This is a genomic window from Kitasatospora sp. MAP12-44 (assembly GCF_029892095.1).
Classification (GTDB): domain Bacteria; phylum Actinomycetota; class Actinomycetes; order Streptomycetales; family Streptomycetaceae; genus Kitasatospora.
Window position 1 is genome coordinate 7,639,045 of the sequence record NZ_JARZAE010000004.1, and the last position, 25,872, is coordinate 7,664,916.

Consider the following 25,872-nt stretch of genomic DNA (forward strand, 5'->3'; position numbering starts at 1 on the left):
CCCCGCATGCGGCACACCACTGGCGCAGAGCGCACGACCCGGTCCTCCACCGGGAACGAGCGCAGCCGCAGGGCGCGTCGCCCGCGGTTCCTGCCCAGGCCGCGCATCTGGCACAAGCTGGCGGCCATCTTCCTGGCCCTCACCCTCCCACTCGGCCTCACCGCCGCCTTCCTGGTCAACGAGCAGAACAGCCGGATCACCCTCTCCCAGAACGAGACCAACGGGCTCAGCGTGATCCGCCTGCTCAACCCGCTGCTCCTGAACGTCTCCACGCACCGCACCCTGGTGCGCCATCAACTGACCGGCGAGCCGGTCCCGCCGGGCCAGATCGCGGCCGTGGAGAGCACCATCGACCAGGAGTTCGGCGCCCTCGACTCCGTCAGCCGCTCGCTCGGGCGCTCGGTCGGGTCGGGCCCGGGGACCTCGGCCCCCGGGCCCGACCAGAGCGGAACGCCCCAGCTGCTCCCCGCCACGCTGACTCAGGAGTGGAACCGCATCAAGACCGGGCCGCTCGACCTGGCCACCAGCGAAACCATGAACGAGCAGCTGATCACCAGCCTGATCAACCTGGTCTCCTACGTCGGCGACCACAACGGACTGCTCATCGACCCCGACCTCGACACCAGCTACGTGCTGATCGCCCTGTCCCTGTGGGAACCGCGGATCACCGACCATCTGGCCGACCTCGGGGACACCACCGAGGCCCAGCTGGGGCAGGCCTCGGCCACGTCCGGCGGCGCGCGCGCCGTCGCGAACGCCGGCGACGACCTCGGGCAGGACATGGAGCAGCTCCAGACCAGCCTGTCCCGGGCCTTCGCCGACACCCCCCACATCAACAACGACCGGAATCTCCAGCCCACGGTCGGTCCACTGCTCCAGCAGCTCGGTCAGTCGGTCACCAGCCTGGTCGCCGCCAGCAACCAGCTCGCCACGTCCAGCGCCCCGCAGAGCCTCACGCCGAGCGCCTACAGCACCCAGCTGGCCGCGACACGGCAGGCGGACGGCCGGCTCTCCGACGCCCTGTGGGGTCAGGGGAACGCGATGCTGCACACCCGGGAGCACCGGGACTTCCTGCACAACGTGGCCACGCTCTCGATCATCGGCGCCGCCCTCGCCCTGGTCACCGCCATGACCGTGTTCATCGGCCGCCGCATGGTCAAGGATCTGGGCAACGTCGCCGAGGCCGCCGACTCCCTCACCCGGGGCGACCTCGGGTGGCGTGCCCGCGTGAAGAGCCGGGACGAGATCGCCACCGTGGCCGCGGCGTTCAACGCCATGGCCGATCGGCTCCAGGACAGCTACACCGCCATCGAGCGCAAGGTCCGCCAGCGCACCAGCCAACTCGACCAGCGCAACGCCTCGGTCGAACTGCTTGAGGGTGTCGCCTCCGCGGCCAACGTGGCCGCCACACCGGAGCAGGCGGCCCAGGTCATCCTCGATCTGGTCTGCGCCTACACCCGATGGCCGGTCGGCCGCGCCGGCCTCGACCATCCCCCGATCCAGCCCCCCGACGACCAGCCGGCCACGCCCGCCACGGTCACCTCGGTCTGGCACCTGGACGCCACGGGCGGTCCGCTCAGGGAACTGCTGGAGGCCGTCCAGGCCTCGCCGCACGGGGGACTCGCCGATCAGGTCCGGACCAGTGGCGAACCCGCCTGGATCAGCGACCTCGACCAGGACCAGGATCTGGCGGCCGAGCGGAGGAACAGCGGGACGCAGCTGCGCAGTTACCTGGTGTTTCCGCTGTTGCAAGGCCAGCAGGTCTCCGGCGTACTCGAGTTCCTCGCCCCCGGGCCCACCGAGCCGGACGAGGCGCTGTGCAAACTCGTCCTCAACGCCGGCACCCAGCTCGGGCGAGTTCTCGAACGCGCCCACTCCGCACAGCAGTTGCAGATCTCCAAGGAGACCGCCGAAGTTGCCAACCAGGCGAAGAGCACCTTCCTCGCCACGATGAGCCACGAGATCCGCACTCCGCTCAACTCCGTGATCGGCATGACCGACCTGCTCCTGGACACGCGACTGGAGAGCGACCAGCGCGAGTTCGTCGAGATCATCCACGACAGCGGAGAGAGCCTGCTGGTCATCATCAACGACATCCTCGACTTCTCCAAGATCGAAGCCGGCAAGCTCGACCTGGACAACAAGTCCATCGACCTGCGCCGCTGCATCGAGGGTGCATTCGACCTGATCGCCAGTCGAGCCGCCCAGAAGAACCTCGACCTCGCCTACATCGTCGACCCGAGCATCCCGCACGAGGTGATGGGCGACCCGCTGCGCCTGCGCCAGGTCATCGGCAACCTGCTCAGCAACGCGGTCAAGTTCACGCCCGAGGGCGAGGTGGTGCTCTCCGTCGAACCCGGGCCGGACCCGGCCGGCACCACCGGCGACGACCACCTGGACCACCTGGACCTGCACTTCGCCGTCCGCGACACCGGCATCGGCATCACCGCCGACCGCATGGAACTGCTCTTCCACGCCTTCGAGCAGCTCGACACGTCCAGCAGCAGGCGCTTCGAGGGCACCGGCCTGGGGCTGGCGATCAGTCAGCGCCTCACCGAACTCATGGGTGGATCGATCTGGGCGGAGAGCACCCCGGGCCATGGGTCCACTTTCCACTTCACCATCCGTACCCAGCAGACACCCGCCGCGATGCGGACCCGCTCCAAACCGACCCGGCTGCCCGACCTCCAGGACAAGCGCCTGCTGGTGGTCGACGACAACGCCACCAACCGCATGATCCTCACTCTCCAGGGAGAATCCTGGGGAATGGTCGTCCGCGCCACCGAATTCCCGCACGAGGCCCTCGACTGGATCCGCCGCGGCGATCCCTTCGACATCGGCATCCTGGACTACCAGTTCCCGGAGACGAACGGCGCCGCGCTCTCCCACGAGATCCGCCGCTGGCGGGACCGGGTCGCCCTGCCGCTCATCCTGCTCACCTCGGTCGGCCGCCACAGCGCCGAGACCCTCACCGAGTTCGACAGCTACCACACCAAACCCATCAAGGCGGACCACCTGTACGACGAAATCCGCACCGCACTCCGGGGCTCGCAGCAGGCTCCCGCCGAGCCAGCCGCGTCCCGGCCGGCGCCCACCCGGGCTCCCCAACGGCAGCCGGCCGCCCACGACCTGCGCATCCTGCTCGCGGAGGACAACCCGACGAACCGCGTGCTGGTGCTGCACATGCTCAAGCGGCTCGGATACCGCGCGCAGGTAGCCGAGAACGGCGTCCAGGCCCTGGACGCCCTCCGGCAGCAGCCCTACGACGTGGTCCTGATGGACGTCCAGATGCCAGACATGGACGGGCTCGAAGCAGCACGCCGCATCCACCGGGAATGGCCCCGCCAGACCCGGCCGCGCATCATCGCCATGACCGCCAACGCCATGGCCGGCGACCGCGAGGCCTGCCTCGCCGCAGGCATGGACGACTACCTCAGCAAGCCGCTGCGCTTGGGAGAACTCAGCCGGGCCCTGCGCCGATGCCGGCCGAACGACCGGACGTCATCCGCCGACGCGGCGCCGCCGGAGTGGGAGCTGGAGGGGGAGTTGGAGGGGGAGCAGCCCCTCGACGCCGGTACCGTGCAGCGACTCGTCGAGTCGCTCACGCCAGCCTTCGCCGCCGAGGTCATCGGGGCGTTCCTCGAGGACTCGCCCGCTCTCCTGGAGACCATCGGTTCGGCGATCCCGGCAGGCGATCCCGACGAGGTCCACCGCGCCGCCCACACACTGCGATCCAACGCAACCACCTTCGGCGCAAACGTCCTGGCCGCCCTGTGCGCGGACCTCGAGCACGGCGCGGCGCAGGGGGCGCTGGCCGAAGCCGCACCCGTGGTCCCACGCATCCAGACCGAGTACCGCAGGTGCCGACAGGCCCTGGAACGACTGAGAGCAGAGCTCACACCATGACCCCGGACACAGGCCGCGTACTGGTGGTCGACGACGACCGCACCAACCGCATGATGCTGACCTACCGGCTGGAGATCAACGGAATCCACGCCACGGCCGCCGAGAACGGGCAGCAGGCACTGCGCCTCATGAGGGAGGAGACATTCCACGTCGTGCTCCTCGACATCCTCATGCCTCAGATGGACGGCTACACCACACTGGAGATCATGAAAGGCGACCCCGCACTCTGCCCGACCCCCGTGATCGTGATCTCCCAGCTGGACGAGATGGACAGCGTCATCCGGTGCCTCGAACTCGGCGCCGAGGACTACCTTCCCAAACCCCTCAACGCGTTGCTGCTCATGGCCCGCGTCAACGGCATCCTGCTGCGCAGCCGGCTCAGCCGGATCGAGGAGGACCACCAACGGCAGGTCGCCCGGCTGATCGAGGCCGTCACTGCCGCGGAGAACGGCACCTTCGATCCTCCGTCGCTCGACGCCGTCGCCGAGCGCGAGGACCACCTCGGAGAACTCGCCCGGGCACTGCAGCGGACGCTCCCCAGCCTCCCCCGGTAGCGGGCAAAGGTCTCGGCCTCCTGGAACCTCTCGTTCGCCTTCTCGTCGAGGTGGTGCGCGAGGGACAGACTGGCGTCGTCCGACCTCTCGTTAAGGGGGCCGACAATGTCCCAGCTGCGGCCGAGTTGGTGCGGCGCCCTCCCAGATCACCTCTGGCGCAGAGCCACGCGCGGCTCGCCATGCCCGCCTCTCGGTCCTCAGCGAGTACGGAAGCGGGCGCAGCGAGTGCCATCATTTGGCCTTGACGTAGTCCTGGACGACCTTCGGCGGCCAGACGCCCACCTTGAGAACCCCCATGGAGTAGGCCCGGGAGACGAGCGCGGCACGGTTGGGGACGCGGAGCTTACGCAAGAGACAGGTCACGTGGTACTCGACGCCCTGGCGGCTCAGGTACAGCCTCGTGGCCAGCGGGACGGTGGAGACACCGGCCGCTATGCCTTCGAGGATGCGCGCGTCGATCTCGCTGAGGATCTTCTTGCCGCTGGTGGCGACCCCCGCGTCCGCCGAGCTGTATCCGGTGGGCATCATCACCAGGATCGAGGAGATGTCGGGTGTCCCGCCGCGTACCGCAACAGCGGTGAGCGGGACGGTGAACGCCGGGCCCTCGGCCCCCATTGCGATGACGTCGGTGGCGAACCGGTCGCGTCGCCCCTCGATGAGGCCGGAGAACTGACGCAGCAGCGGCTGCTGCACGCTGGGGTGCACGAGATCGCAGAAAGTGCGGCCGCAGAGACCCCCCGAGGAGTCCCCGAACTGCCGGAAGAACTCCTGGTTCGCCTCCTGGATGGTAAGCGTCCGGTCGAGGCAGGCCATGTTCAGACCCGGCTGCTCGGGCAGCGGACAGGCCTCTGCCGACCCGGCATGGTCGGGCTCGGCATTGTGCGCCACGGTCTGTACTAACTCGACCGGAACGGGAGCGGAAATCGCCAAGGAACTCATTCCCCTTCAGATCTGTCGACGGCAGTCCCGTTGGGTTCCCGGCCTCACGACCGGGTCGCACTCGCGATGCCGCCGAAACGACGCACGCTGCAGGGCACATGAAGGTGGTGCGGACAGACCGGGACAGCTGGGCCGACACGCCGCCGGGAAGGACGGATATTGGTTCGGCCGCCTGATCTGCGTCCGATTGAGTGCGGGATCAGCATCCGCCCGAGTCGCGGCGGTGCACCGGCGTACAACCACCCGTGCCAGTACCTGTCTCCGGACCGGAAAGCACTCGGCCGCCGCTCTGCCCCGCCGGGGGGACTGACAGATGGTGCTGCCGTCACCATCTACGTCGAGGACACCCGCTTCCGCGTCCCTCGCTCTCGCGGACCCTGCGCCGGAGCCGGTCATGGAACTCCCGGACCAGCCCGCGGTCACGCCAGCGGCGCCAGAAGGCGTAGACCCGGTCCCAGGTCGGGAAGTCGGCAGGCATCGCGCGCCACTTGATGCCGTTGTCGACCGGGTACTGGCTCGCATCCAACATCTGCCGGTGGCAGTAGGCCTCCGGCTGACCGCCCTTGCGGATTCTGGCGCGGAAGCAACCGCAGGAGGCAGTACGGATCGTTGAGATGCTGTTCCCGGACGATCGTCCCTAACCGGGGCGGTGCTGCTCGTCGGCGGAGCGGAGTACGACAGGTGCTGATCTGACCTACTCCGGCCGCTTGTCTATGGCGCGACCCGGTGGCCATCCCGAACTGAGAAGCGTCAGACGTCGTACGCCACGGTCACTGGCGCGTGGTCGGACCAGCGCTCCGGGTGGGTGGCTGCCCTTTCCACCTTGGCCCACTGGGCCTTCTCGGCCAGGCCAGGGCTTGTACAATGCAAGTCGATCCGCCAGCCCGCGTCGTTGTCGAAGGCGCGGCCGCGGTAGGACCACCAGGAGTAGGGGCCCTCCTGGTCGGGGTGCAGGGCGCGGACGGTGTCGACGTAGCCGGCCTCGTCGAGGACCTGGGTGAGCCAGGCGCGCTCCTCGGGGAGGAAGCCGGCGGACTTCTGGTTGGCCTTCCAGTTCTTGAGGTCGGCCTGCTGGTGGGCGATGTTCCAGTCGCCGCAGACCACCACCTCGCGGCCGTCGGCGGCGGCTCGGGCGCGCAGGGCGGTGAGGTGGATCAGGAATTCCGCCATGAAGCGCTCCTTCTCCTCCTGCTTCTCGGTGCCGGCTTCGCCGGAGGGGAGGTAGAGGCTGGCGACGGTCAGGCCCGGAAGGTCGATTTCGGCATATCTGCCCGAATTGTCGAATTCCTCGGACCCGAATCCGATCTGCGTCCGGGTCGGTTCGACGCGGGACAGCACCGCGACCCCGGCCCGGCCCTTGGCGGTGGCCGGCGCCCAGACGGCGTGCCAGTCCGGCAGCTGGCTCAACTCCGGTGGCAGCTGGTCGGTTTCGGCCCGGACCTCCTGCAGGCAGACGACGTCCGCCTTGGTCGCGGAGAGCCACTCCACGAAGCCCTTCTTGGCGGCGGCCCGAATCCCGTTGACATTCACAGTGGTTACGACGATCACCCAGGCAGCGTACCGGGGGCGTACGGGCGGGCCGAGCCGCCGCGCTGGCTGTCGGGGTTCCGCCAAGGGCGCGTCATTGGTCTTGACCATCTCCTCGGGAACCGCCTAGGGTCACTTACTGCAAGGACCTTTAATAAAGAAGGACGGATAAAGCCCGAGGCCCCCACCTGGCAGGAGCAGCAGGTCGGGCCTGCGGCGCGGTCCGGCAAGGGTGGAGGACAGGGTGGCGACAGCACAGCTCGCGGCGGTTCCGGAGCCGAAGTACTGGCACCTGCGCACGGTCCTGCTGCGCGCCATCGACACGGAGTTCTCCACCGGCCAGGTGCTGCCCAACGAGCGTGACCTGTCGGCCCGTTTCGGGGTCGCCCGGGCGACCCTGCGCCAGGCGCTCGACCAGCTGGAGCTGGAGGGCCGCCTGGTGCGCCGCCGCGGCATCGGCACGCTGGTGGCGGCGCCGCGGGTGGGCGTCGCGGTCAACCGGGGCGAGGAGGGCTGGCCGGCCAGCAGCCGCGACCAGTCCTGGCGCGCGGTCGACTGCACCACCACCGAGGCCTCCGAGCAGCTCGCGCGGGCGCTGGGCGTCGCAGTCGGCGAGACCGTCCACACGGTGCGGCGGGTGCGGGTGGTGCAGGCGCAGATCGTGGCCACCGAGTCGCTGCACGTGCCGGAGGCGACGCTGAAGAAGCTGCCCGCCATCCGCCTGTCGGGTGCCCAGCCGGCCGGGTCAGGGTCGACCGGGTCCGGGTCCGGGTCGGAGACCGTCGAGCTCGCCAAGTCCGTGCTGCGCCGCCTGGAGCGGCTGGGCGTGGACGGCGAGTCCCGCTCGGTGGAGCTCGGTGTCGCCGAGGCGCAGGAGGCCGCGCTGCTGGAGCGCCCGCCGGGCACTCCGGTGCTGGTGGTGACCACCCAGTACGCGGCGGGCGGCCGGCTGGCGGCGCTGGCCACCTCGACCTACCGCGCCGACACCTGCCGGTTGACCTTCGGCGAGACCGGCCTGGTGGAGGTCACCCCGGTGCCCGCCGTCCCGGCCGCCCGGTCGGCTTCCTGACCCAGCAGCGAACCTGAGGCGTTCCGCGCCAGGAGGCGCTCAGCCGCGCGAGGTCGGCTGGTCGACGGCGAAGAGCTGCTCCTCCACCTGGTCGAGCGCGAGCCGCAGCGCGCCGAGCGCGACCACGTCCTCGCCCAGCGCCGAGAGGGTCACCTCCGGCGCCCGCAGGCAGTACTGCGCCAGTTGCTCGCGCAGCGGGTCCAGCACGCCGTCCAGCCCGGCCGCCCAGCCGCCGATCACCACCAACTGCGGGTCGATGGCCACCACCAGGGCCGCCACGTCGTGCACCAGCCGGCCGAGGAAGCGGTCCATCGCCACCCGCGCCACCTCGTCGCCCTCGCGCGCCAGTCGTAGGACCCGCGCCACGGCGGCCTCGTCCAGTGGGTCGACCGGCTTGCCGGTGGTGGAGAGCAGCCGCTCGGGGGTGGCCTGCCGACCGAGCAGGTGCAGCGCGCCGATCTCGCCGGCCGCGCCGCCGAAGCCGCGGTGCAGCCGCCCGTTGATCAGCGAGCCCGCGCCGGGGCTGAGCCCGGCCAGCACGAAGACCACATCGCCCATGCCGACCGCCGCGCCCTGCCAGTGTTCGGCGATGGCGGCGAGGTTGGCGTCGTTCTCGATCAGTACGGGGCAGCGGAACGAGCGCCGCAGCCGCGCGCCGAGGTCCAGGCCGGTCCAGCCGGGCATCGCGGTGCCCAGTCGCACCGAGCCGTCCTTGTCCACGATGCCGGGGCTGCCGACGCCGACCGCCCACAGGTTGTCACGCGAGATGCCAGCCTTGCGCAGCACGTCGGCGACGGCCGAGCGGACGGCGCCGACGCGCTCCTCCGCGTCCAGGCCCTCGTCCACCAACCGGGAGTGGCTGGCGATCAGTTCGCCGGTGAGATCGGCCAGCACGACCCGGACGCCGTGCACCCCGATCTCGATCCCGAGGGTGTGGCCGGCCTCCGCGCGGAACCGGAACCATCGTGCGGGGCGGCCGCGTTGACGGCCGCTGTCCTGGGTCTGCTCGACCTCGGCGACCAGCCCGGACCCGACCAGGCCCTCGATCACGCCCTCCACGGTCGGCCGCGAGAGCCCGGTGTCGCCGACCAGTTGGGTCAGCGTAACGGACTGCCCGTCGCGCAGCGCCCGCAGGGTGACCGCGGCGTTGATGCGACGCAGCAGCGAGGAGTCTCCTCCGGTGAGCCGATCCGCCAAGACGCTGCCTTTCCGCGTACGCGCGACAGCACTGGCGCGCGGTGACGAGTGCGCGGTGACGTCCGGTGCCCCGCGAGGACCGGCCGCCCGGTGGCGTCACGCGGGCGCGCCGCGCCGGAGGCCGTCAGCCGGATCGTACTCGTGACCACCCTTTGTCGCGAGCATTTGTGCAGCTCATGACCGGTTCGGTATCGAACGGTGAGATCCGCGAGATCCGTCGGATCCGGTGGCCGGCTGGGCTTATGCTGCGGGCATGCCGAACGAGATTCGCACCCTCTGTCCAGAAGCAACCACTTTGTCGGATAAGGCCTTTGTGCAGGAGGAGACCAGCCTGACTCTCGTTCCCTTCGTCCCCGAGGTCAGCCTGCACATGGCCGAGGACGCCATCGCCCTCTGGGAGCGGACGGAGGCGGCGCGCGGCGAGATCGGCCTGCCGCCGCCGTTCTGGGCCTTCGCGTGGGCCGGTGGCGTGGCGGTCGCCCGGTACGTTCTCGACCACCCCGAGGTGGTGCGCGGGCGGACGGTGCTCGACCTGGCGGCGGGCTCCGGGCTGGTCGCGATCGCGGCCGCGTTGCGCGGTGCGACGTCGGTGCGGGCCGCGGAGATCGATGCCTACGCCGTGGCGGCCATCGAGATCAACGCCGTCGCGAACGGCGTCCTGGTGGACGCGGCGGTCGAGGACCTGTTGGACGGCGACGGCGGCCCCGCCGAGGTGGTGCTCGCCGGGGACGTCTTCTACGAGCGGGCGATGGCCGGCCGGTTCCTGCCGTTCCTGGAGCGGGCGCAGGCCAGGGGAGCCCTGGTGATCGTCGGTGACCCGGGCCGGGCCTACCTCCCGCGCGAGCGCTTCACGGCGCTGGCCGCCTACCAGGTCCCGGTGGTCGCCGACCTGGAGGACAGCGCTCTCAAGACCACCACCGTCTGGCAGCTCAACTAGGCTTGGTCCGGCCGGTGTTGCTCAGCGAAGGCGGCCGCGTCCCAGTGGCCGCCCAGGGCGGGTGCCAGCGAGGCGGCGGCCAGCTCGGCGAAGGCGGCGCCGGGGGTGGCGGTCACGCCGGCCGGCAGGGCGCCCAGCAGCGGGGCGCCGGCGGCGGTCGGCAGGTCGGCGAGGTTGCAGCGGGTGGCCAGGTCGGGTGCGGCGGGCCAGCTGCCGATCACCAGGCCGGCCAGCCGCAGACCCCGGGCGCGCAGCGCCTCGGCGGTGAGCGTGGTGGCGTTGAGCGTGCCGAGCCCGGCCGCCACCACCAGCAGCACCTCGGCTCCCTCGCTGGCCCTCGCCAGGTCGGCCAGCGTCAACCCGTCCCGGTCGTAGCGAACCAGCAGGCCGCCCGCCCCCTCGACCAGGGTCAGTTCATGATGATCCGTCAGTTCGTCGACTGCGGAGGCGAACTGGCGAGTCGTCAGGTACGGCAGGCCGGAGCGCAGGGCTGCCGTCTCGGGTGCCAGCGGTTCGGGGTAGCGGACCAGTTCACGCGTGGTCAGCGGTGCGCCGACCAGGCGGACCACCTCCTCGGCGTCGCCCGGTTCGGTCGCGCCGACACCGGTCTGCCCCGGCTTCAGGACGGCCGTCGAGCGGCCCGCGCGGACGGCGAGCGCCGCGATGGCGGCCGTCACCGCCGTCTTGCCGACCTCGGTGCCGGTGCCGGTGACGAAGAGCAGCGTCATCCTGCCACCGCCGCCGCCGCGACAGCCGCGCCGATCCGTGCCAGGTCGTCGTCCCCGGTCACATACGGCGGCATGGTGTAGATCAGGTCCCGGAACGGCCGCAGCCAGACGCCCTCGCGGGCCGCCGCCTCGGTGGCCGCCCGGACGTCGACCTGGTGGTCGAGCTGGACGACGCCGATCGCGCCCAGCACCCGTACGTCGGCGACGCCGGGCAGTTCGGCCGCGCCGGCCAGGCCGTCCAGCAGGCCGTTCTCGATCCGCTTGATCTCGGCCTGCCAGTCCTGGCCGAGCAGCAGCTCGATCGAGGCGTTGGCGACCGCGGCCGCGAGCGGGTTGCCCATGAACGTCGGTCCGTGCGCGAGCACCGGCACCTCGCCCCGGCTGATCCCGTCCGCGACCTCGCTGGTGCACAGGGTGGCGGCCATCGTGAGGTAGCCGCCGGTCAGTGCCTTGCCCAGGCAGAGCACGTCCGGCGAGACCCCGGCGTGCTCGGCGGCGAAGAGCGCGCCGGTCCGGCCGAAGCCGGTGGCGATCTCGTCGAAGACCAGCAACACGCCGTGCCGGTCACAGAGTTCGCGCAGCAGCCGGAGATAGCCGGGGGAGTGGAAGCGCATCCCGCCGGCGCCCTGGACGACGGGTTCGACGATCACCGCGGCCAGCTCCTCGGCATGGCGCGCGATCAGGTCCTCCAGGGCCGCCGCGTACACCGGGTCGACCTCGGCCTCGAAGCCGGCCGGCGGCTCGCCCGCGAAGAGCTGATGCGGCAGCACCCCGCCCCAGAGCTGGTGCATCCCGCCCTCGGGGTCGCAGACCGACATCGGGTGGAAGGTGTCGCCGTGGTAGCCGCCGCGCCAGGTGAGCAGCCGCTGCTTCGCGGGCCGGCCCACCGACCGCCAGTACTGCAGGCACATCTTCATCGCGACCTCGACCGCGACCGAGCCGGAGTCGGCCAGGAATACGTGCTGCAGCGGCTCGGGGGTGATCTCCACCAGCCGGGTGGCCAGCCGGACGGCGGGCTCATGGGTCAGCCCGCCGAACATCACATGGCTCATCCGGCCCAGCTGGTCGCGCACCGCCTCGTTCAGCACGGGGTGGTTGTAGCCGTGCACGGCCGCCCACCAGGACGACATGCCGTCGACCAACTCCCGGTGCCCGCCGACAGGTTCGGCCATCCGCAGCCGGACGCCCGAGGCGGACTCGACGAGGTACGGCGTCGAGGTGCCGGGCATCGGGCCGTACGGGTGCCAGACGTGCGCCCGGTCCAGGGCGAGCAGGGAGTGCGGGGGGAGCTGTGCCACGGTGTCGGTGTTCCTCGGTGGATCGGGTCGTCAGGCGTTGGGGGCCAGCGTGGTGCCGGCGCCGCGACGGCGCACCCGCACCAGGTCGGCGCGGACCTCGTCGGACTCCTCGGACTCCTCAGCTGCCTCGACCGCTGCTACGCCCTCGGCCGCCTCGACGGGAGCCGAAGCGGAGCCGCCGCACGGCCCGCAGCCGCCCGCGCTCTCGCCGTGGCCGCCGCAGCCGCCCGCGCTCTCGGCGTGACCGCTCCCGCAGCCGCCGCCCTGGCTCCCGCAGCCCGCGGCCGCCTCCGAGCGGTGGCGCGGCAGCGTGGTCTGCCCGGTGCCCTCGACCTCGAAGCCGGCGTCCGCGATCATGTCGAGGTCCGCCTGGCCCGCCTGGCCCTCGCTGGTCAGGTAGTCGCCCAGGAAGATCGAGTTGGCGATGTGCAGGCCCAGCGGCTGCATGGTGCGCAGGTGCACCTCGCGCCCGCCGGCGATCCGGACCTCCACGTCCGGGCAGACGAAGCGGACCATCGCCAGGATCCGCAGGCAGTGCTGCGGGGTGAGGTTCCACTCCTTGGCCAGCGGGGTGCCCTCGAACGGGATCAGGAAGTTCACCGGCACCGAGTCCGGGTTCAACTCCCGCAGCGAGAAGACCACGTCCACCAGGTCCTCGGCGCTCTCGCCCATCCCGGCGATCAGGCCGGAGCAGGCGGAGAGCCCGGCGCCGTGCGCCTTGTTGACGGTGTCCACCCGGTCGGCGTACGTGTGGGTCTTGGTGATCGTGCCGTAGGTGCTCTCGGAGGTGTTCAGGTTGTGGTTGTAGGCGTCGGCGCCGGCCGCGGCCAGCCGCTCGGCCTGGTTGTCGGAGAGCAGGCCCAGGCAGACGCAGATCTCGACCGCCGGGTCCTGGTCCTTGATGGCGGCGATGGTGTCGGTCACCCGGTCGATGTCGCGGTCCGTCGGACCGCGCCCGCTGGCCACCATGCAGACCCGCTTGGCCCCGCCGGCCACCCCGGCGGCGGCCGCCTCGGCGGCCTGATCCGGCTTCAGCCAGGTGTACTTGAGGATCTCGGCCTTGGAGCCGAGGCGCTGCGAGCAGTAGGAGCAGTCCTCGGGGCAGAGGCCGCTCTTCAGGTTGACCAGGTAGTTGAGCTTGACCCGGCGGCCGAACCACTGCCGGCGCACCCGCCCGGCGGCCGCGACCACGTCCAGCAGCTCGTCGTCGGTGGTGGCAAGCACGGCGAGCGCCTCCTCCCGGGTGGGGAGCTCCCGGCGCAGGCCCTTGGCGGTGAGGGTGTCAAGCAGATCCATGCGTCTGATCCTGCCCGGGGAACCTTGAGTGGCGCCAGAGGGAAACCGCCAGAAGATCGCTCCAGCGGTGTGCGAGTTGTCACAGTTCCTGCATATGACGGCCGCGGCGCGGCTCGCCGTCCTCCAGACCAGGGCCGCTGACCTGGCCTCTCGGATCCACCCCTACAATCTGCGCCATGACCACGCAGGGGGAATCCCACCCGATACCCGCAGGCGCCGAGGACGGACCGGGAGACGGGCTGGGGCACCGTCAGGTGCCCGGTCCGAGCAGCGGCCAGGCACTCACCCGGGAACTCTCCCAGGCGCGCGGCAGAGCCGGGAGAGCGGGCCTGCGCAGCAGCTCGCGGCGTGTACTGGGCTTCGGCGCAGCGGTGTTGGCGATCGGCGCGGTCGTCTTCGTGATCACCAGGCCGCACCCCGGCGACTGGCTGCCCGGCCTCGGCCCGTCCAGCAAGGACGCCGACCGGACGCCCCCGGTGGTCGGCAACCCGCCGGCGACCTCGCTCGCCGACCCCAACCCGTTCACCGCGGACCGCTACTTCCCGGCCACTCGGCTGATCGACCTCAACGGCTACCACGCCAAGCGCTCGGGCGCCCGGCAGGGCAACGACTGCACCGAGACGCTGCAGGACCGGACCAGGACCATCCTGCAGGGCGCCGGCTGCCAGGGCTATCTGACGGTCAGCTTCAGCCGGACCGACGGCAAGGTGCAGTCCAGCGTCACCATCCTGCGGTTCGCGGACGACGCCACCGGCCAGAAGGTGGCCGCCGAGCTGAACGCGCAGCCCGGCCTGCTGGCGTTCATGCAGCCGGACACCACCATCGCCGACCCGTCGCCGGCCGCCGGCGCGCCCGTCAAGTCGGCCTCGCGGGTGGAGGCGGTGCACCACTACGTGACCGTGGCGACCTCGCGGTTCGTGGACGGCACCGTCGGCGCCGGCGGTGCGAGCACGCCTGACCCGCAGCTGGTGGACGCCACCTGGGCCGCCTCCTACACCGCCGAGGCGGCCTTTATCTGGGGCTGATGGGGCTGTTGGGACTGACCGAGGGGCTCCTGACACATCGTCAGGAGCTCCTCGGTCACGATGCTCAGCCCAGTCGGTCCACCGAGGTGACACGCAGGACGGCGCGCCCCTCCTCGTTGGAGCCGTGCAGGTCGACCTCGGCGCTGATGCCCCAGTCGTGGTCGCCCGCCGGGTCGTCGAAGATCTGCCGCACTCGCCAGGAGTCCTCGTCCTCCTCGATCAGCAGCATCTTCGGGCCGCGGGCGTTCGGACCGGTCCCGAGGTCCTCGTGCTCCTCGTAGTACGCGTCCATCGCGTCGCCCCAGCGGTCCGCGTCCCAGCCGTACTCGCCGTCCAGCTCGCCCAGCACGTTGTAGTGCTCCAGCGCGCAGAGCTCGACCCGGCGGAACATCTCGTTGCGCACCAGCACCCGGAAGGCACGGGCGTTGGCGGTGACCGGCAGCGGCTTCTCGTCCAGTGCGACGGCCGGGGCGCCGTCGTCGGTCGGGTTGGCCAGCTGCTCCCACTCGTCCAGCAGGCTGGAGTCCACCTGGCGGACCAGTTCGCCCAGCCAGGCGATCACGTCCTTGAGCTCGTCGGTCTTCGCGTCCTCGGGGACGGTCTGCTCCAACGCCTTGTAGGCGCCCGCGAGATAGCGCAGCACGATGCCCTCGGTGCGGGCCAGGTCGTAGTGGCCGACGTAGTCCACGAAGGTCATCGCGCGCTCGAAGAGGTCGCGCGCCACGGACTTGGGACGCAGCGGGTAGTCGCCGATCCACGGGTGCGCCCGCTGGTAGACCTCGTAGGCGTGGGTGAGCAGCTCCTCCAGCGGCTTCGGGTAGGTCACCTCCTGCAGGCGCTCCATCCGCTCCTCGTACTCGACGCCGTCGCGCTTCATCTCGCCGATCGCCTCGCCGCGCGCCTTGTTCTGCTGCGCGGCCAGGATCTGGCGCGGGTCGTCCAGGGTCGCCTCGACCACCGAGACCACGTCCATCGCGTACGTCGGCGACTCCGGGTCCAGCAGCTCGAAGGCGGCCAGCGAGAAGGTGGAGAGCGGCTGGTTGAGCGCGAAGTTCTCCTGCAGGTCGACGGTCAGGCGCACGATGCGGCCCTCCGCGTCCGGCTCCTCCAGCCGCTCGACCACGCCGCCCGCCACCAGCGAGCGGTAGATCGCGATGGCCGAACGGATGTGCCGGCGCTGCGAGCTGCGTTCCTCGTGGTTGTCGGTGAGCAGCTTGCGCATGGCCTCGAAGGCGTTGCCCGGGCGGCCGATGACGGAGAGCAGCATCGCGTGGCTGACCCGGAAGCGCGAGACCAGCGGTTCGGGGTCGGCGGCGATCAGCCGCTCGAAGGTCTCCTCGCTCCAGCTGACGAAGCCCTCCGGGGCCTTCTTGCGGACCACCTTGCGCTTCTTCTTGGGGTCGTCGCCGGCCTTGGCGATCAACTTGTCGTTCTCCACCACGTGTTCGGGGGCCTGCGCCGCCACCTGGCCGACGGTGTCGAAGCCGGCTCGTCCGGCGCGGCCGGCGATCTGGTGGAACTCCCGGGCGCGCAGCGTGCGCACCTTGACGCCGTCGTACTTGGAGAGCGCGGTGAAGAGCACCGTGCGGATCGGCACGTTGACCCCGACGCCGAGCGTGTCCGTCCCGCAGATCACCTTCAACAGGCCTGCCTGCGCCAGACGTTCGACCAGTCGGCGGTACTTGGGCAGCATGCCGGCGTGGTGCACGCCGATGCCGTGCCGGACGAACCGGGAGAGGTTGCGGCCGAACTTGGTGGTGAAGCGGAAGTGGCCGATCAGGTCGGCGATGGCGTCCTTCTCCGCCTTGGAGCACATGTTGATGCTCATCAGCGACTGGGCCCGCTCCACCGCCTCCTTCTGGGTGAAGTGCACGACGTAGACCGGGGCCTGACCCGTCGTCAGCAACTCCTCCAGGGTGTCGTGCAGGGTGGTGCGGCGGTACTCGTAGAACAGCGGCACCGGGCGGGTGGTGGAGCGGACCACGGTGGTCGGGCGGCCGGTGCGGCGCTTGAGGTCCTCCTCGAAGCGGCGGACGTCGCCGAGCGTCGCCGACATCAGCAGGAACTGCACGTGCGGCAGCTCCAGGATCGGGATCTGCCAGGCCCAGCCGCGGTCGGGCTCCGCGTAGAAGTGGAACTCGTCCATCACGACCTGGCCGATGTCGGCCCGCTCGCCGTCACGCAGCGCGATGTTCGCCAGCACCTCGGCGGTGCAGCAGATGATCGGCGCGGTCGGGTTCACGCTGGCGTCGCCGGTCATCATGCCGACCTGCTCGGTGCCGAAGATCTTGCACAGGTCGAAGAACTTCTCCGAGACCAGCGCCTTGATCGGCGCGGTGTAGAAGGTCCGCTTGCCCTCCGCCAGCGCCGCGAAGTGCGCACCGGCCGCCACCAGGCTCTTTCCCGAGCCGGTGGGGGTCGCCAGGATCACGTTCGCGCCGGTGAAGAGCTCGATCAGCGCCTCCTCCTGGGCCGGGTAGAGCGTGATGCCCCGTTCCTCCGCCCAGCCCGCGAAGGTGGTGTACAGCGCATCGGGGTCGGCCGGCCTGGGCATCAGATCTAGGAGGGTCACCGGCCCATCTTGCCTGCTCGCGCGGCCGCACGGCAAAGAACGGTGTGCCCGGGACCACGTTGCCCCCTCGCCGGGGCACGTGCCAGGCTGCCGCCCATGGTCCCGTACCCCTCCGCGCCCGCCCGGGCCGTCGCCCCCGCCGCCGTCTTCGACTGGCTCGACGAGGCCGCCGAGTTGCGCGCCCAGGCCGGTCTCACCCGTACGCTGCGCAGCCGCCCGGCCGACGACCCGGTGCTCGACCTGGCGAGCAACGACTACCTGGGCCTGGTGCACCACCCCGCTGTCACCCGCGCGGCTGCCGACGCCGCGCTGCGCTGGGGCGGCGGCGCGACCGGTTCGCGTCTGGTCACCGGCACCACCGAGCTGCACACGGAGCTGGAAGTCGAGCTGGCCGACTTCTGCGGAGTGGAGGCCGCCCTGGTCTTCTCCTCCGGCTACGCCGCCAACCTGGCCGCCCTCACCGCGCTCACCGACCCCGACACGCTGATCGTCTCCGACGCCTACAACCACGCCTCACTGATCGACGGCTGCCGGCTCTCCCGCGGCGACGTGCACCGCGCCCCGCACACCGACCCGCAGGCGGTGGCGGCGGCGCTGGCCGAACGCAGCCGGCCGCGCGCCCTGGTGGTCACCGACTCGCTCTTCTCGGTGGACGGCAACGCCGCCCCGCTGCGCGAGCTCTCCGCCGCCGCCCGCGCGCACGGCGCCGCCCTGCTGGTGGACGACGCGCACGGGCTCGGCGTGCTCGGCCCCGGCGGCAGCGGAGCGCTCGCGGCGGCGGGCCTGGCCGGCGCACCGGACACCGTGGCCACCGTGACGCTCTCCAAGTCGCTGGGCTCGCAGGGCGGCGCGGTGCTCGGCCCGCGCCGGGTGATCCGCCACCTCACCGAGACCGCCCGCACCTTCATCTTCGACACCGGCCTCGCCCCGGCCGCCGTCGGCGCCGCGCTCGGCGCGCTGCGCCTGCTGCGCGCCGAGCCGCACCGCGCCGAGCGCGCCCGCGAGGTCGCCCGCACGCTGGCCGACCGGCTCACCGCCGCCGGCCTGCCGGCCAGCAGCCCGGACGCCGCCGTGGTCTCGGTCCGCGCACCGGGCCCGGAGCAGGCGGTGGCCTGGGCCGCCGACTGCCGCCGCGCCGGCCTGGCGGTGGGCTGCTTCCGCCCGCCCTCCGTCCCGGACGGCCACTCGCGCCTGCGCCTCACCGCACGCGGGGACCTGACCGACGAGCAGATCAGCTTCGCGGTGCGGGTCCTCACGACGACAGCGCCGTAGCCTCCCGGCCGCGCCGCAGCCCCGCCCCGGCCAGGACGGGCAGCACCCCGACCGCCAGCAGCGGGGCGGCGGCGAGCACGAAGCAGACGGCCGGCGGGAGGGCACCCGTCGCCAGCCCGGCGGCCGCGGTGCCCGCCGTCGAACCCGCGTTGAACGCGGTGTTCAGCCACGCGCCCGCCCGGACACGCCGCTCGGGCGCGGCGCACTCGTCAGCGAGCAGGTAGCCGGTGGCCAGCGCCGGGCTGACGAAGAGCCCGGCCAGGCCGACCAGCACCGCCAGGCCGCCCAGCCCCGGGGCGAGTCCGCTGACCGCCACCACCGTGCCCAGCCCGCTGACCACCAGGCTCAGCCGCACCCGGGCCGGTCGCCGCCAGCGCACCGCGCCGTACGCCAGGCCGCCCAGCGCGCTGCCCGTGGCCATCGCCGCCTCCAGCCAGGCGACGGCGCCCGGGCGCCCCTGCCCGGCGGAGACGATCAGCAGGCCGAGCGCGCCCAGGCTCAGCCCCAGCGCGGCCGTCACCAGCACCGGCCGTCCGATCCCGGGCACCAGGCCGCCTCTGCCCGCGGTCGCCGCTCGTGCCTTGCGGACCCCGGCGACGGGCGCGCAGACCAGCGCGAGCGTCCCCGCGAGCACCAGCGCGGCGCTCAGCAGCAGCCCCGGGGTGGGCCCGATCAGGCCGACGAGCAGCGGGCCGCCGACGTAGAGCAGCTCCTCGGCGACCGTGTCCAGACTGTAGGCGCGCTGCAACTCGGCTTCTCCCGGCAGCAGTTCGCTCCACAGCCCGCGCATCACCGGGCCCAGCGGGGGAGCGCAGGCACCGGCGGCCAGGGCGAGCAACGACAGCGGCAGTACGCCGTGCGCCACGACCAGCCCGACCAGTGCCGCCGCGTACAGCAGGGCCATCGGCGGCAGCGCCCGGCGCGGTCCGTGGCGGTCGATCAGACCAGCTCGGACCGGCGAGAGCACGGCGACGGTGAGCCCGAAGAGCGCCAGCACGCCGCCGGTGGTGGCGTATGAGCCGGTCGAGCGAGTGAGGGTCAGCACCAGGGAGAGGTTGACCGTCCCGTAGGAGAGCCGCCCGACGAGCGCGGCCGAGAAGGTGCGTGCGGCCTGCGGGGTGCGCAGCACGGCGCGATAGGACGTAGGCATGGGGATGTTCCTCGAAGAGTGGAGAGGGTGCGGGGACGCCGAAGTGCCGCACCGGCCAGGTGCGGTCCGATCGGCGCTCTACGCACGAGGGAGGAACATGGGGCTCACATTAGCCATTGATGGACCGCTAGTCTCGGTGTTTACGATCGTTAACACCTCTGGAGGACTCGCCATGACGCGGTTCGTCACCCTGGACGTCGAGAACGCCGTCGGCACCATCCGGCTGGCCCGGCCGCCGATGAACGCTCTCGACGCGGCCATGCAGGACCAGCTCAAGGAGGTCGCCGAGGAGGCCGCCGCCCGGGCGGACGTGCGGGCCGTGGTGATCTACGGCGGCGAGAAGGTCTTCGCGGCCGGCGCCGACATCAAGGAGATGCAGCGCATGTCGTACACCGACATGGTGCAGCGCGGCGGAGCCCTGCAGGACGCGTTCACGGCGGTGGCCCGGATCCCGAAGCCGGTGGTCGCCGCAGTGACCGGCTACGCGCTGGGCGGCGGCTGCGAGTTGGCGCTCTGCGCGGACATCCGGATCGCCGGCGAGAACGCCAAGCTCGGCCAGCCGGAGATCCTGCTCGGCCTGATCCCGGGGGCCGGCGGCACCCAGCGGCTGGCTCGCCTGGTCGGCCCGGCCAAGGCCAAGGACCTGATCTTCACCGGCCGGATGGTGCGCGCCGACGAGGCGCTGCGGATCGGCCTGGTCGACCACGTGGTCCCGGCCGACGAGGTCTACTCCGCAGCCCTCGACTGGGCCGGCCGCCTCGCCGGCGGCCCGGCCTGGGCCCTGCGCGCGGCCAAGGAGGCCGTCGACCGCGGCCTGGAGACCGACCTCGACACCGGCCTCGCCCTGGAGCGCACCCTCTTCGCCGGCCTCTTCGCCACCGAGGACCGCGACACCGGCATGCGCAGCTTCGTCGAAGACGGCCCGGGCAAGGCCAAGTTCGCCTAAGCCCGACCGCTTGCCGCTCAGCCGGCGACCAGCAGTGCCTCCGCCCCCACCGGGCGGTAGCCGGCGGCCTGGAAGACCCGGACGCTGGTCGCGTTGCCCGGCGCCTGCTGCGCCCACAGGGCGTCGCCCTCGGGCAGCAGGTGCCGGGCGCTGAGCGCCAGCGCCCGGCCCAGGCCCCGGCCGCGTCCCTCGGGCTCGACCTCGATCGCGGCCTCCCACCGGCCCGCCACCGCGCGGCCGAGCACCAGCAGCCCGCCGGGCACCGTCCAGGCCCGGACCGCGTCGCGGTAGCGCAGCGCCCGGACGATCCGCGGGTGCTCGCGGTCCTGGATCTCCTGCAGGGGCAGCGGCGGCTCTCCGGCCAACCGCCCGGCGACGGTCAGCAGGTCGATGTTGGTCACCAACCGCCCGGTCCGCTGCTCCAACGCGGTGAGGAAGCCCGGGCTGAGCGGCGCGGCCAGCGGATCGACGACCGCCGCGGCCAGCGTCTCGCGCACCCAGGCCGGGTCCTCGTCCGTGAACACCACCGCGTGCGCGCTGAACGAGAGCACGCCGGCGTCCCGGTGCGAGGGCTGCGGCAGCACCGTCACCGTGCCGTCCGAGGGCGGGAAGATCCCGCGCGCGGCGTTGTCCAGGATCCCGGCCATGGTCTGCTTGCTCATGATCACTACTGTACGAGCGGGCGCCGGGTCAGTCCCCGAGAATGGTCAGATCCAGCCCGCTCAGGCGTTCGGGGTCGGCCAGCAGGTTGATCTCGACGATCAGGTCGCGCGCGACCGTGAAGCCCAGCACCGAGAACGGCTGCCCGCCCGGCGCGGTGACCAGGCCGGGGGAGCCGTTGACCAGCGCCGGCCGGGCGAACGCGGCGAACCGCGAGAAGGTCAGCGCCTGCTCGGCCACCGCCCGCGCCCCGCGCACCAGGCGGGACGGGCCCGCGAGCCCGGCGCCGGTGTCGGCGCGCAGCACCACGTCCGGGTCGAGCACCGCGACCAGCGCCTCGAAGTCACCGCCACGCGAGGCGGCGAGGAAGGCGTCGACCACCTCGCGCTGCCGGGCGAGGTCCGCGTCGGGCGTGGCGGCACCCTGCACCCGGCGCCGCGCCCGGCTGGCGAGTTGGCGCGCGGCGGCGGGGGAGCGCTGCACGATCGGGGCGATCTCCTCGAAGGGCACGGCGAACATGTCGTGCAGCACGAAGGCCAGCCGCCCCCAGCCTTCGGCCGGGAGGTGCCCCCTTGGCCGGCGGCAGCGACTCCAGCACCACCAGCAGGGCCAGCCCGACCGAGTCGGCCAGCAGCGCCTGGGCCTCGGGGTCGCTCCCGCCCTCCGAGCCGCTGACGACCGGGTCGGGCACATGCACGTCGTCGCCGTCCATCGGCTCCTCACGCCGCGACCTGCGGGTGCGCAGCATGTCCAGGCAGATCCGCCCGACCACCGTGGTCAGCCAGCCGCCCAGGTTGTGCACGTCGCTGGTGTCGGAGCGGCTCAGCCGCAGCCAGGCCTCCTGGACGGCGTCCTCCGCCTCGCTCAGCGAGCCGAGCATCCGGTAGGCCACCGCGCGCAGGCTGGCGCGGTTCTCCTCGAAGCGCTCCGCGAGAAAACTCTCGTCGTCCATCGGTCACACCCTCCCATCGTGTTCCGTCAGTGCTGTGACGGATGAAGCCCGGCCGATGTGACGGGCAACCCGCAAGAGGAGGCAATCAGATGAGACTCACCGTCGTCGCCGCGACCGGCGGCATCGGGCGCCAGCTCCTGGAGCAGGCCCTCGCGGCCGGCCATGAGGTCACCGCGGTGGTCCGCAGCCCGCACAAGCTCCCGCCCACGCGGGCCCGGGTCGTCACCGCCGACCTGAACGACGCCGACCCGGCGGCCCTGCGCGGCGCGATCGTTGGGGCCGACGCGGTGCTCTCGGGCCTCGGCCCCCGTTCGAAGTCCGAGGCCGGCGTCGCCTGGCAGGGCACCACGGCCGTCATCGCGGCGATGCGCGAGGCCGGCGTGCGGCGGCTCGTCGTGGTCAGCGCCGCGCCGGTCGGTACCGTCCGCTCGCCCGGCCGCCCGCACCCGCCCAGGCACGACCCGGGCGACGGCTTCGTCCTGCGCCACCTGGCCTACCCGCTGCTCAAGGCCGCCCTGCGCGAGCACTACGCCGACGTCGCCCATATGGAGGACGCCCTGCGCGACAGCGGCCTGGACTGGACGGCGGTCCGCCCGGTCCGGCTCACCGACAAGCCGCTGACAGGCCACTACCGCACGGCTCGCGGCCGCAACCTGCGCCACGGCCTGGTGATCTCCCGCGCCGACGTGGCCCACTGCATGCTGGCCGCCCTGGAGCGGCCCGACACGGTCGGGCAGACCGTCGGCGTCGCCCGATAGGGCCCGGACCTGCCGAAGGGGCGGCGGATCGCGGATCCGCCGCCCCTTCGCCGCAAGCCGCCGCCTACAGGTCGACCAGTCCGTTCATCAGGTTGTCCATCGGCGCGGTGGCGACGCCCTCGTCGCCCACCCCGGCGCTGCTGCCGTTGTGCGAGCCGACGGTGTTGTCGTTGGCGGCGTTGAAGAGGTCGTCCCCGGCCACCTGGTTGCGGTCGCCGATCAGGACCATGCCGTTGGCGCCCGGCGAGGTGTCCCCGGAGACGTTGTCCCCGACGCCGGCGTCCGTGCCGTTGTGCGAGCCGACCGTGTTGTTGTGGCCCGCGTCGAAGATGTCCTGGCCGGCGATCTGGTTGTCGTCACCGATCACCACCGCCCCACCGGAGCTCGGGACACCGGCCGAGGCGACGCCGGGCATCGCGGCGATACCGGCGGCCGCGAACGCGACGAGAGCCCACTTGAGGGTTCGGTTCATGGAATTGCCTTTCTTGTACGGTCCCTTGACTGTGCGTATGCCGACAGTAGGGTTCGGGATCACGGAGGTTGCGGACCTTCCACCGGTCGGCGGCGTGTCGTGCCACGCTCCGGCACGGTCCGGCCCGGGGCCCGTGGAAATCCGCCGAACGGGTGGCAACCGGCATGGTTCCGGGCCGGGCCGGACCTGCTCGGGCACGATCGTGAAGCCCTGCTGTCGCTGCCGTTAAGAATTCCTCGATGGACCAGACCCCCTCCCACCAGGCAGATTGCAGGTGCCCGGGGTGGAATGGCGCCGCCGGGCTCGCTCACCTCCCGTTGTGTCACCCCATGTGTCAGGAGCAGTCGCCGTGAAGGCACTCGTCAAGAAGCTGGCCGAGCCCGGACTGTGGCTGACCGATGTCCCCGAGCCGCAGACCGGCCCCGGCGACGTGCTGATCAAGGTCCTGCGCACCGGCATCTGCGGCACCGACCTGCACATCCGCAAGTGGGACGGCTGGGCGCAGCAGACCATCAAGACGCCGCTGACGCTCGGTCACGAGTTCGTCGGCGAGGTCGTCTCGATCGGTGCGGCCGTCGCGGACATCGCCGTCGGCGACCTGGTCAGCGGCGAGGGCCACCTGGTCTGCGGCAAGTGCCGCAACTGCCTGGCCGGCCGCCGCCACCTGTGCCGTAACACCATCGGTCTGGGCGTCGGCCGGGACGGCGCGTTCGCCGAGTACGTGGCGCTGCCCGCCTCCAACGTCTGGGTGCACCGGGTGCCGGTCGACCTGGACGTGGCGGCCATCTTCGACCCGTTCGGCAACGCGGTGCACACCGCGCTCTCCTTCCCGCTGGTCGGCGAGGACGTGCTGATCACCGGCGCGGGCCCGATCGGCATCATGGCGGCGGCCGTCGCCAAGCACGCCGGCGCGCGGCACGTGATGATCACCGACGTCAGCCCGTACCGCCTCGACCTGGCCCGCGAGGTCGGCGTGACGCTCGCGCTCAACGTGGCCGAGCACAGCATCGAGGAGGGCCAGCAGAAGCTCGGCATGCGCGAGGGATTCGACGTCGGCCTGGAGATGTCCGGCCGCCCCGAGGCGCTGCAGTCGATGATCGCCAACATGACGCACGGCGGCAAGATCGCCATGCTCGGCCTGCCCGCCGAGGACTTCCCGGTGGACTGGGCCCGGATCGTCACCTCGATGATCACCCTGAAGGGCATCTACGGCCGCGAGATGTTCGAGACCTGGTACGCGATGTCGGTGCTGCTCGAGGGCGGCCTGGACCTCAGCCCGGTGATCACCAACCGCTACCCGGCCGCCGACTTCGACGCCGCGTTCGACGAGGCCGCCAGCGGCCGCTGCGGCAAGATCATCCTCGACTGGACCGTCTGACCTTCCCCCTTTTAGGAGCCCTTGTGTTCGACTCCGTCCGCGAAGACGTCGCCGCCACCCTCGTCGAGATCACCGAGGCCGGTCTCTTCAAGCCCGAGCGGGTGATCGGCAGCCCGCAGAACGCGTCCGTCACCGTCACCGCCGGCGGCCGCCCGGGAGAGGTGCTCAACTTCTGCGCCAACAACTACCTCGGCCTGGCCGACCACCCCGCCGTGCTCGCCGCCGCCAAGGACGCGCTGGACCGCTGGGGCTACGGGATGGCCTCGGTCCGCTTCATCTGCGGCACCCAGGACGTCCACAAGCAGCTGGAGGACCGGCTCTCCGGCTTCCTCGGCCAGGAGGACACGATCCTCTACTCCTCCTGCTTCGACGCCAACGGCGGTGTCTTCGAGACCCTGCTCGACGAGCGCGACGCGGTCATCTCGGACGCGCTGAACCACGCCAGCATCATCGACGGCATCCGGCTCAGCAAGGCCCGCCGGCACCGCTACGCCAACCGCGACCTGGCCGATCTGGAGCAGCAGCTCAAGGACACCCAGGACGCCCGCCGCCGCCTGATCGTCACCGACGGCGTCTTCTCGATGGACGGCTACGTCGCCCCGCTGCGCGAGATCTGCGATCTGGCGGACCGCTACGACGCCATGGTGATGGTCGACGACTCGCACGCCGTCGGCTTCGTCGGCCCCGGTGGCCGCGGCACCCCCGAGCTGCACGGCGTGATGGACCGGGTCGACATCATCACCGGCACCCTGGGCAAGGCGCTCGGCGGTGCCTCCGGCGGCTACGTCGCCGCCCGCAAGGAGATCGTCGCGCTGCTGCGCCAGCGCTCGCGCCCGTACCTCTTCTCCAACTCGCTGGCCCCGGTGATCGCGGCCGCCTCGCTCACCGTGCTCGACCTGATCGAGACCTCGCACGAGCTGCGCGAGCGGCTGAACGCCAACACGGCGCTCTTCCGCTCCAAGATGACCGAGGCCGGCTTCGAGATCCTGCCCGGCGACCACCCGATCGCCCCGGTGATGATCGGCGACGCGGCCGAGGCCGGCCGGCTCGCCGAGCTGCTGCTGGAGCGCGGGGTGTACGTGATCGGGTTCTCCTTCCCGGTCGTGCCGCACGGCAAGGCGCGGATCCGCGTGCAGCTCTCGGCCGCGCACTCCACGGCGGACGTCGAGAAGGCCGTCGCCGCGTTCGTCGACGCCCGGGCGGCTCTGTAGCACCTGCGCACGCTGGCAGAATGGG

The 25,872-nt window shown here is 71.9% G+C and carries 21 protein-coding genes and 1 pseudogene; 10 read left to right on the forward strand and 12 right to left on the reverse strand.

Features of this window, described 5'->3' with window-relative positions; all coding sequences use genetic code 11:
* The first annotated feature begins 6 nt into the window (after nt 1–6).
* Together P3T34_RS34820 and P3T34_RS34825 are read left to right on the forward strand one after the other, a co-directional pair.
* The gene (locus tag P3T34_RS34820) at nt 7–3,906 is read left to right on the forward strand and encodes a response regulator (protein ID WP_280670060.1); all 3,900 of its coding nucleotides are present in this window, start codon (nt 7–9) and stop codon (nt 3,904–3,906) included.
* Nucleotides 3,903–4,460 carry a response regulator gene (locus tag P3T34_RS34825; RefSeq protein WP_280670062.1) on the forward strand — a complete coding sequence of 186 codons (558 nt, stop codon included), beginning with the start codon at nt 3,903–3,905 and terminating at the stop codon, nt 4,458–4,460. The genes P3T34_RS34820 and P3T34_RS34825 overlap by 4 nt, the downstream gene beginning before the upstream one ends.
* Before the next feature lie 231 nt (nt 4,461–4,691).
* Here the strand turns inward: P3T34_RS34825 and P3T34_RS34830 are convergent, their stop codons facing one another.
* The 3 genes from P3T34_RS34830 to P3T34_RS34840 all read right to left on the reverse strand — a co-directional run bounded on the left by P3T34_RS34830 (nt 4,692) and on the right by P3T34_RS34840 (nt 6,947).
* A complete protein-coding gene (locus P3T34_RS34830) occupies nt 4,692–5,273 on the reverse strand; it encodes a LuxR C-terminal-related transcriptional regulator (protein ID WP_280672568.1) in 582 nt (193 codons plus the stop codon).
* A gap of 451 nt (nt 5,274–5,724) precedes the next feature.
* Nucleotides 5,725–5,928, reverse strand: coding sequence for a transposase (locus tag P3T34_RS34835; RefSeq protein WP_280670064.1), 204 nt, complete (start codon nt 5,926–5,928; stop codon nt 5,725–5,727).
* A gap of 221 nt (nt 5,929–6,149) precedes the next feature.
* Complete coding sequence (locus P3T34_RS34840; RefSeq protein WP_280670066.1) at nt 6,150–6,947, reverse strand: exodeoxyribonuclease III; 798 nt, start codon at nt 6,945–6,947, stop codon at nt 6,150–6,152.
* A 223-nt stretch (nt 6,948–7,170) separates the two neighbouring features.
* Between P3T34_RS34840 and P3T34_RS34845 the strand changes: the two genes are divergently transcribed.
* The gene (locus tag P3T34_RS34845) at nt 7,171–7,995 is read left to right on the forward strand and encodes a GntR family transcriptional regulator (RefSeq protein WP_280670068.1); all 825 of its coding nucleotides are present in this window, start codon (nt 7,171–7,173) and stop codon (nt 7,993–7,995) included.
* A gap of 39 nt (nt 7,996–8,034) precedes the next feature.
* On the opposite strand, the gene P3T34_RS34850 is transcribed toward P3T34_RS34845, so the two are convergent.
* Nucleotides 8,035–9,192, reverse strand: a complete 1,158-nt coding sequence (locus P3T34_RS34850; protein ID WP_280670071.1) for an ROK family protein — start codon at nt 9,190–9,192, stop codon at nt 8,035–8,037.
* A 253-nt stretch (nt 9,193–9,445) separates the two neighbouring features.
* On the opposite strand from P3T34_RS34850, the gene P3T34_RS34855 reads away from it, so the two are divergent.
* Nucleotides 9,446–10,129: a methyltransferase gene (locus P3T34_RS34855; RefSeq protein ID WP_280670073.1), complete on the forward strand. Its 684-nt coding sequence runs from the start codon at nt 9,446–9,448 to the stop codon at nt 10,127–10,129.
* On the opposite strand, the gene bioD is transcribed toward P3T34_RS34855, so the two are convergent.
* From bioD to bioB, 3 genes are all read right to left on the reverse strand, one after another.
* Nucleotides 10,126–10,857 carry a dethiobiotin synthase gene (gene bioD, locus P3T34_RS34860; RefSeq protein ID WP_280670075.1) on the reverse strand — a complete coding sequence of 244 codons (732 nt, stop codon included), beginning with the start codon at nt 10,855–10,857 and terminating at the stop codon, nt 10,126–10,128. The two genes, P3T34_RS34855 and bioD, sit on opposite strands and share 4 nt — an antisense overlap.
* Nucleotides 10,854–12,086: an adenosylmethionine--8-amino-7-oxononanoate transaminase gene (locus tag P3T34_RS34865; RefSeq protein WP_280672569.1), complete on the reverse strand. Its 1,233-nt coding sequence runs from the start codon at nt 12,084–12,086 to the stop codon at nt 10,854–10,856. Before P3T34_RS34865 ends, bioD begins: the two co-directional genes overlap by 4 nt.
* A 99-nt stretch (nt 12,087–12,185) precedes the next feature.
* Nucleotides 12,186–13,451 carry a biotin synthase BioB gene (gene bioB / locus P3T34_RS34870; protein ID WP_280670077.1) on the reverse strand — a complete coding sequence of 422 codons (1,266 nt, stop codon included), beginning with the start codon at nt 13,449–13,451 and terminating at the stop codon, nt 12,186–12,188.
* A gap of 176 nt (nt 13,452–13,627) precedes the next feature.
* Here bioB and P3T34_RS34875 point away from each other — a divergent pair, with 176 nt between their 5' ends.
* Nucleotides 13,628–14,476, forward strand: a complete 849-nt coding sequence (locus P3T34_RS34875; protein ID WP_280670079.1) for a hypothetical protein — start codon at nt 13,628–13,630, stop codon at nt 14,474–14,476.
* A 64-nt stretch (nt 14,477–14,540) separates the two neighbouring features.
* On the opposite strand, the gene P3T34_RS34880 is transcribed toward P3T34_RS34875, so the two are convergent.
* Nucleotides 14,541–17,048 (reverse strand): DUF3516 domain-containing protein, encoded by a 2,508-nt coding sequence (locus P3T34_RS34880; protein WP_280670081.1) that lies wholly within the window; start codon nt 17,046–17,048, stop codon nt 14,541–14,543.
* A 96-nt stretch (nt 17,049–17,144) separates the two neighbouring features.
* Here P3T34_RS34880 and P3T34_RS34885 point away from each other — a divergent pair, with 96 nt between their 5' ends.
* Nucleotides 17,145–18,320 carry an 8-amino-7-oxononanoate synthase gene (locus P3T34_RS34885; protein WP_280670083.1) on the forward strand — a complete coding sequence of 392 codons (1,176 nt, stop codon included), beginning with the start codon at nt 17,145–17,147 and terminating at the stop codon, nt 18,318–18,320.
* On the opposite strand, the gene P3T34_RS34890 is transcribed toward P3T34_RS34885, so the two are convergent.
* Entirely contained in the window at nt 18,301–19,470 is a 1,170-nt protein-coding gene (locus P3T34_RS34890; RefSeq protein WP_280670085.1) for an MFS transporter, read from the reverse strand. The genes P3T34_RS34885 and P3T34_RS34890 overlap by 20 nt on opposite strands.
* Nucleotides 19,471–19,642: 172 nt before the next feature.
* On the opposite strand from P3T34_RS34890, the gene P3T34_RS34895 reads away from it, so the two are divergent.
* Complete coding sequence (locus tag P3T34_RS34895; RefSeq protein WP_280670087.1) at nt 19,643–20,416, forward strand: enoyl-CoA hydratase-related protein; 774 nt, start codon at nt 19,643–19,645, stop codon at nt 20,414–20,416.
* 17 nt (nt 20,417–20,433) lie between these two features.
* Here the strand turns inward: P3T34_RS34895 and P3T34_RS34900 are convergent, their stop codons facing one another.
* Both P3T34_RS34900 and P3T34_RS34905 read right to left on the reverse strand, forming a co-directional pair.
* A complete protein-coding gene (locus P3T34_RS34900; protein WP_280670089.1) occupies nt 20,434–21,078 on the reverse strand; it encodes a GNAT family N-acetyltransferase in 645 nt (214 codons plus the stop codon).
* A gap of 28 nt (nt 21,079–21,106) precedes the next feature.
* Nucleotides 21,107–22,028, reverse strand: a pseudogene (locus P3T34_RS34905) (sigma factor).
* A gap of 89 nt (nt 22,029–22,117) precedes the next feature.
* Here P3T34_RS34905 and P3T34_RS34910 point away from each other — a divergent pair.
* The gene (locus P3T34_RS34910; RefSeq protein ID WP_280670091.1) at nt 22,118–22,786 is read left to right on the forward strand and encodes an NAD(P)H-binding protein; all 669 of its coding nucleotides are present in this window, start codon (nt 22,118–22,120) and stop codon (nt 22,784–22,786) included.
* Between the two features lie 64 nt (nt 22,787–22,850).
* Here the strand turns inward: P3T34_RS34910 and P3T34_RS34915 are convergent, their stop codons facing one another.
* Complete coding sequence (locus P3T34_RS34915; protein ID WP_280670093.1) at nt 22,851–23,258, reverse strand: hypothetical protein; 408 nt, start codon at nt 23,256–23,258, stop codon at nt 22,851–22,853.
* A gap of 349 nt (nt 23,259–23,607) precedes the next feature.
* On the opposite strand from P3T34_RS34915, the gene tdh reads away from it, so the two are divergent.
* Together tdh and P3T34_RS34925 are read left to right on the forward strand one after the other, a co-directional pair.
* Entirely contained in the window at nt 23,608–24,636 is a 1,029-nt protein-coding gene (tdh, locus tag P3T34_RS34920) for an L-threonine 3-dehydrogenase (protein ID WP_280670095.1), read from the forward strand.
* 23 nt (nt 24,637–24,659) lie between these two features.
* Nucleotides 24,660–25,847 (forward strand): glycine C-acetyltransferase, encoded by a 1,188-nt coding sequence (locus P3T34_RS34925; protein ID WP_280670097.1) that lies wholly within the window; start codon nt 24,660–24,662, stop codon nt 25,845–25,847.
* The last annotated feature ends 25 nt before the right edge of the window (nt 25,848–25,872 follow it).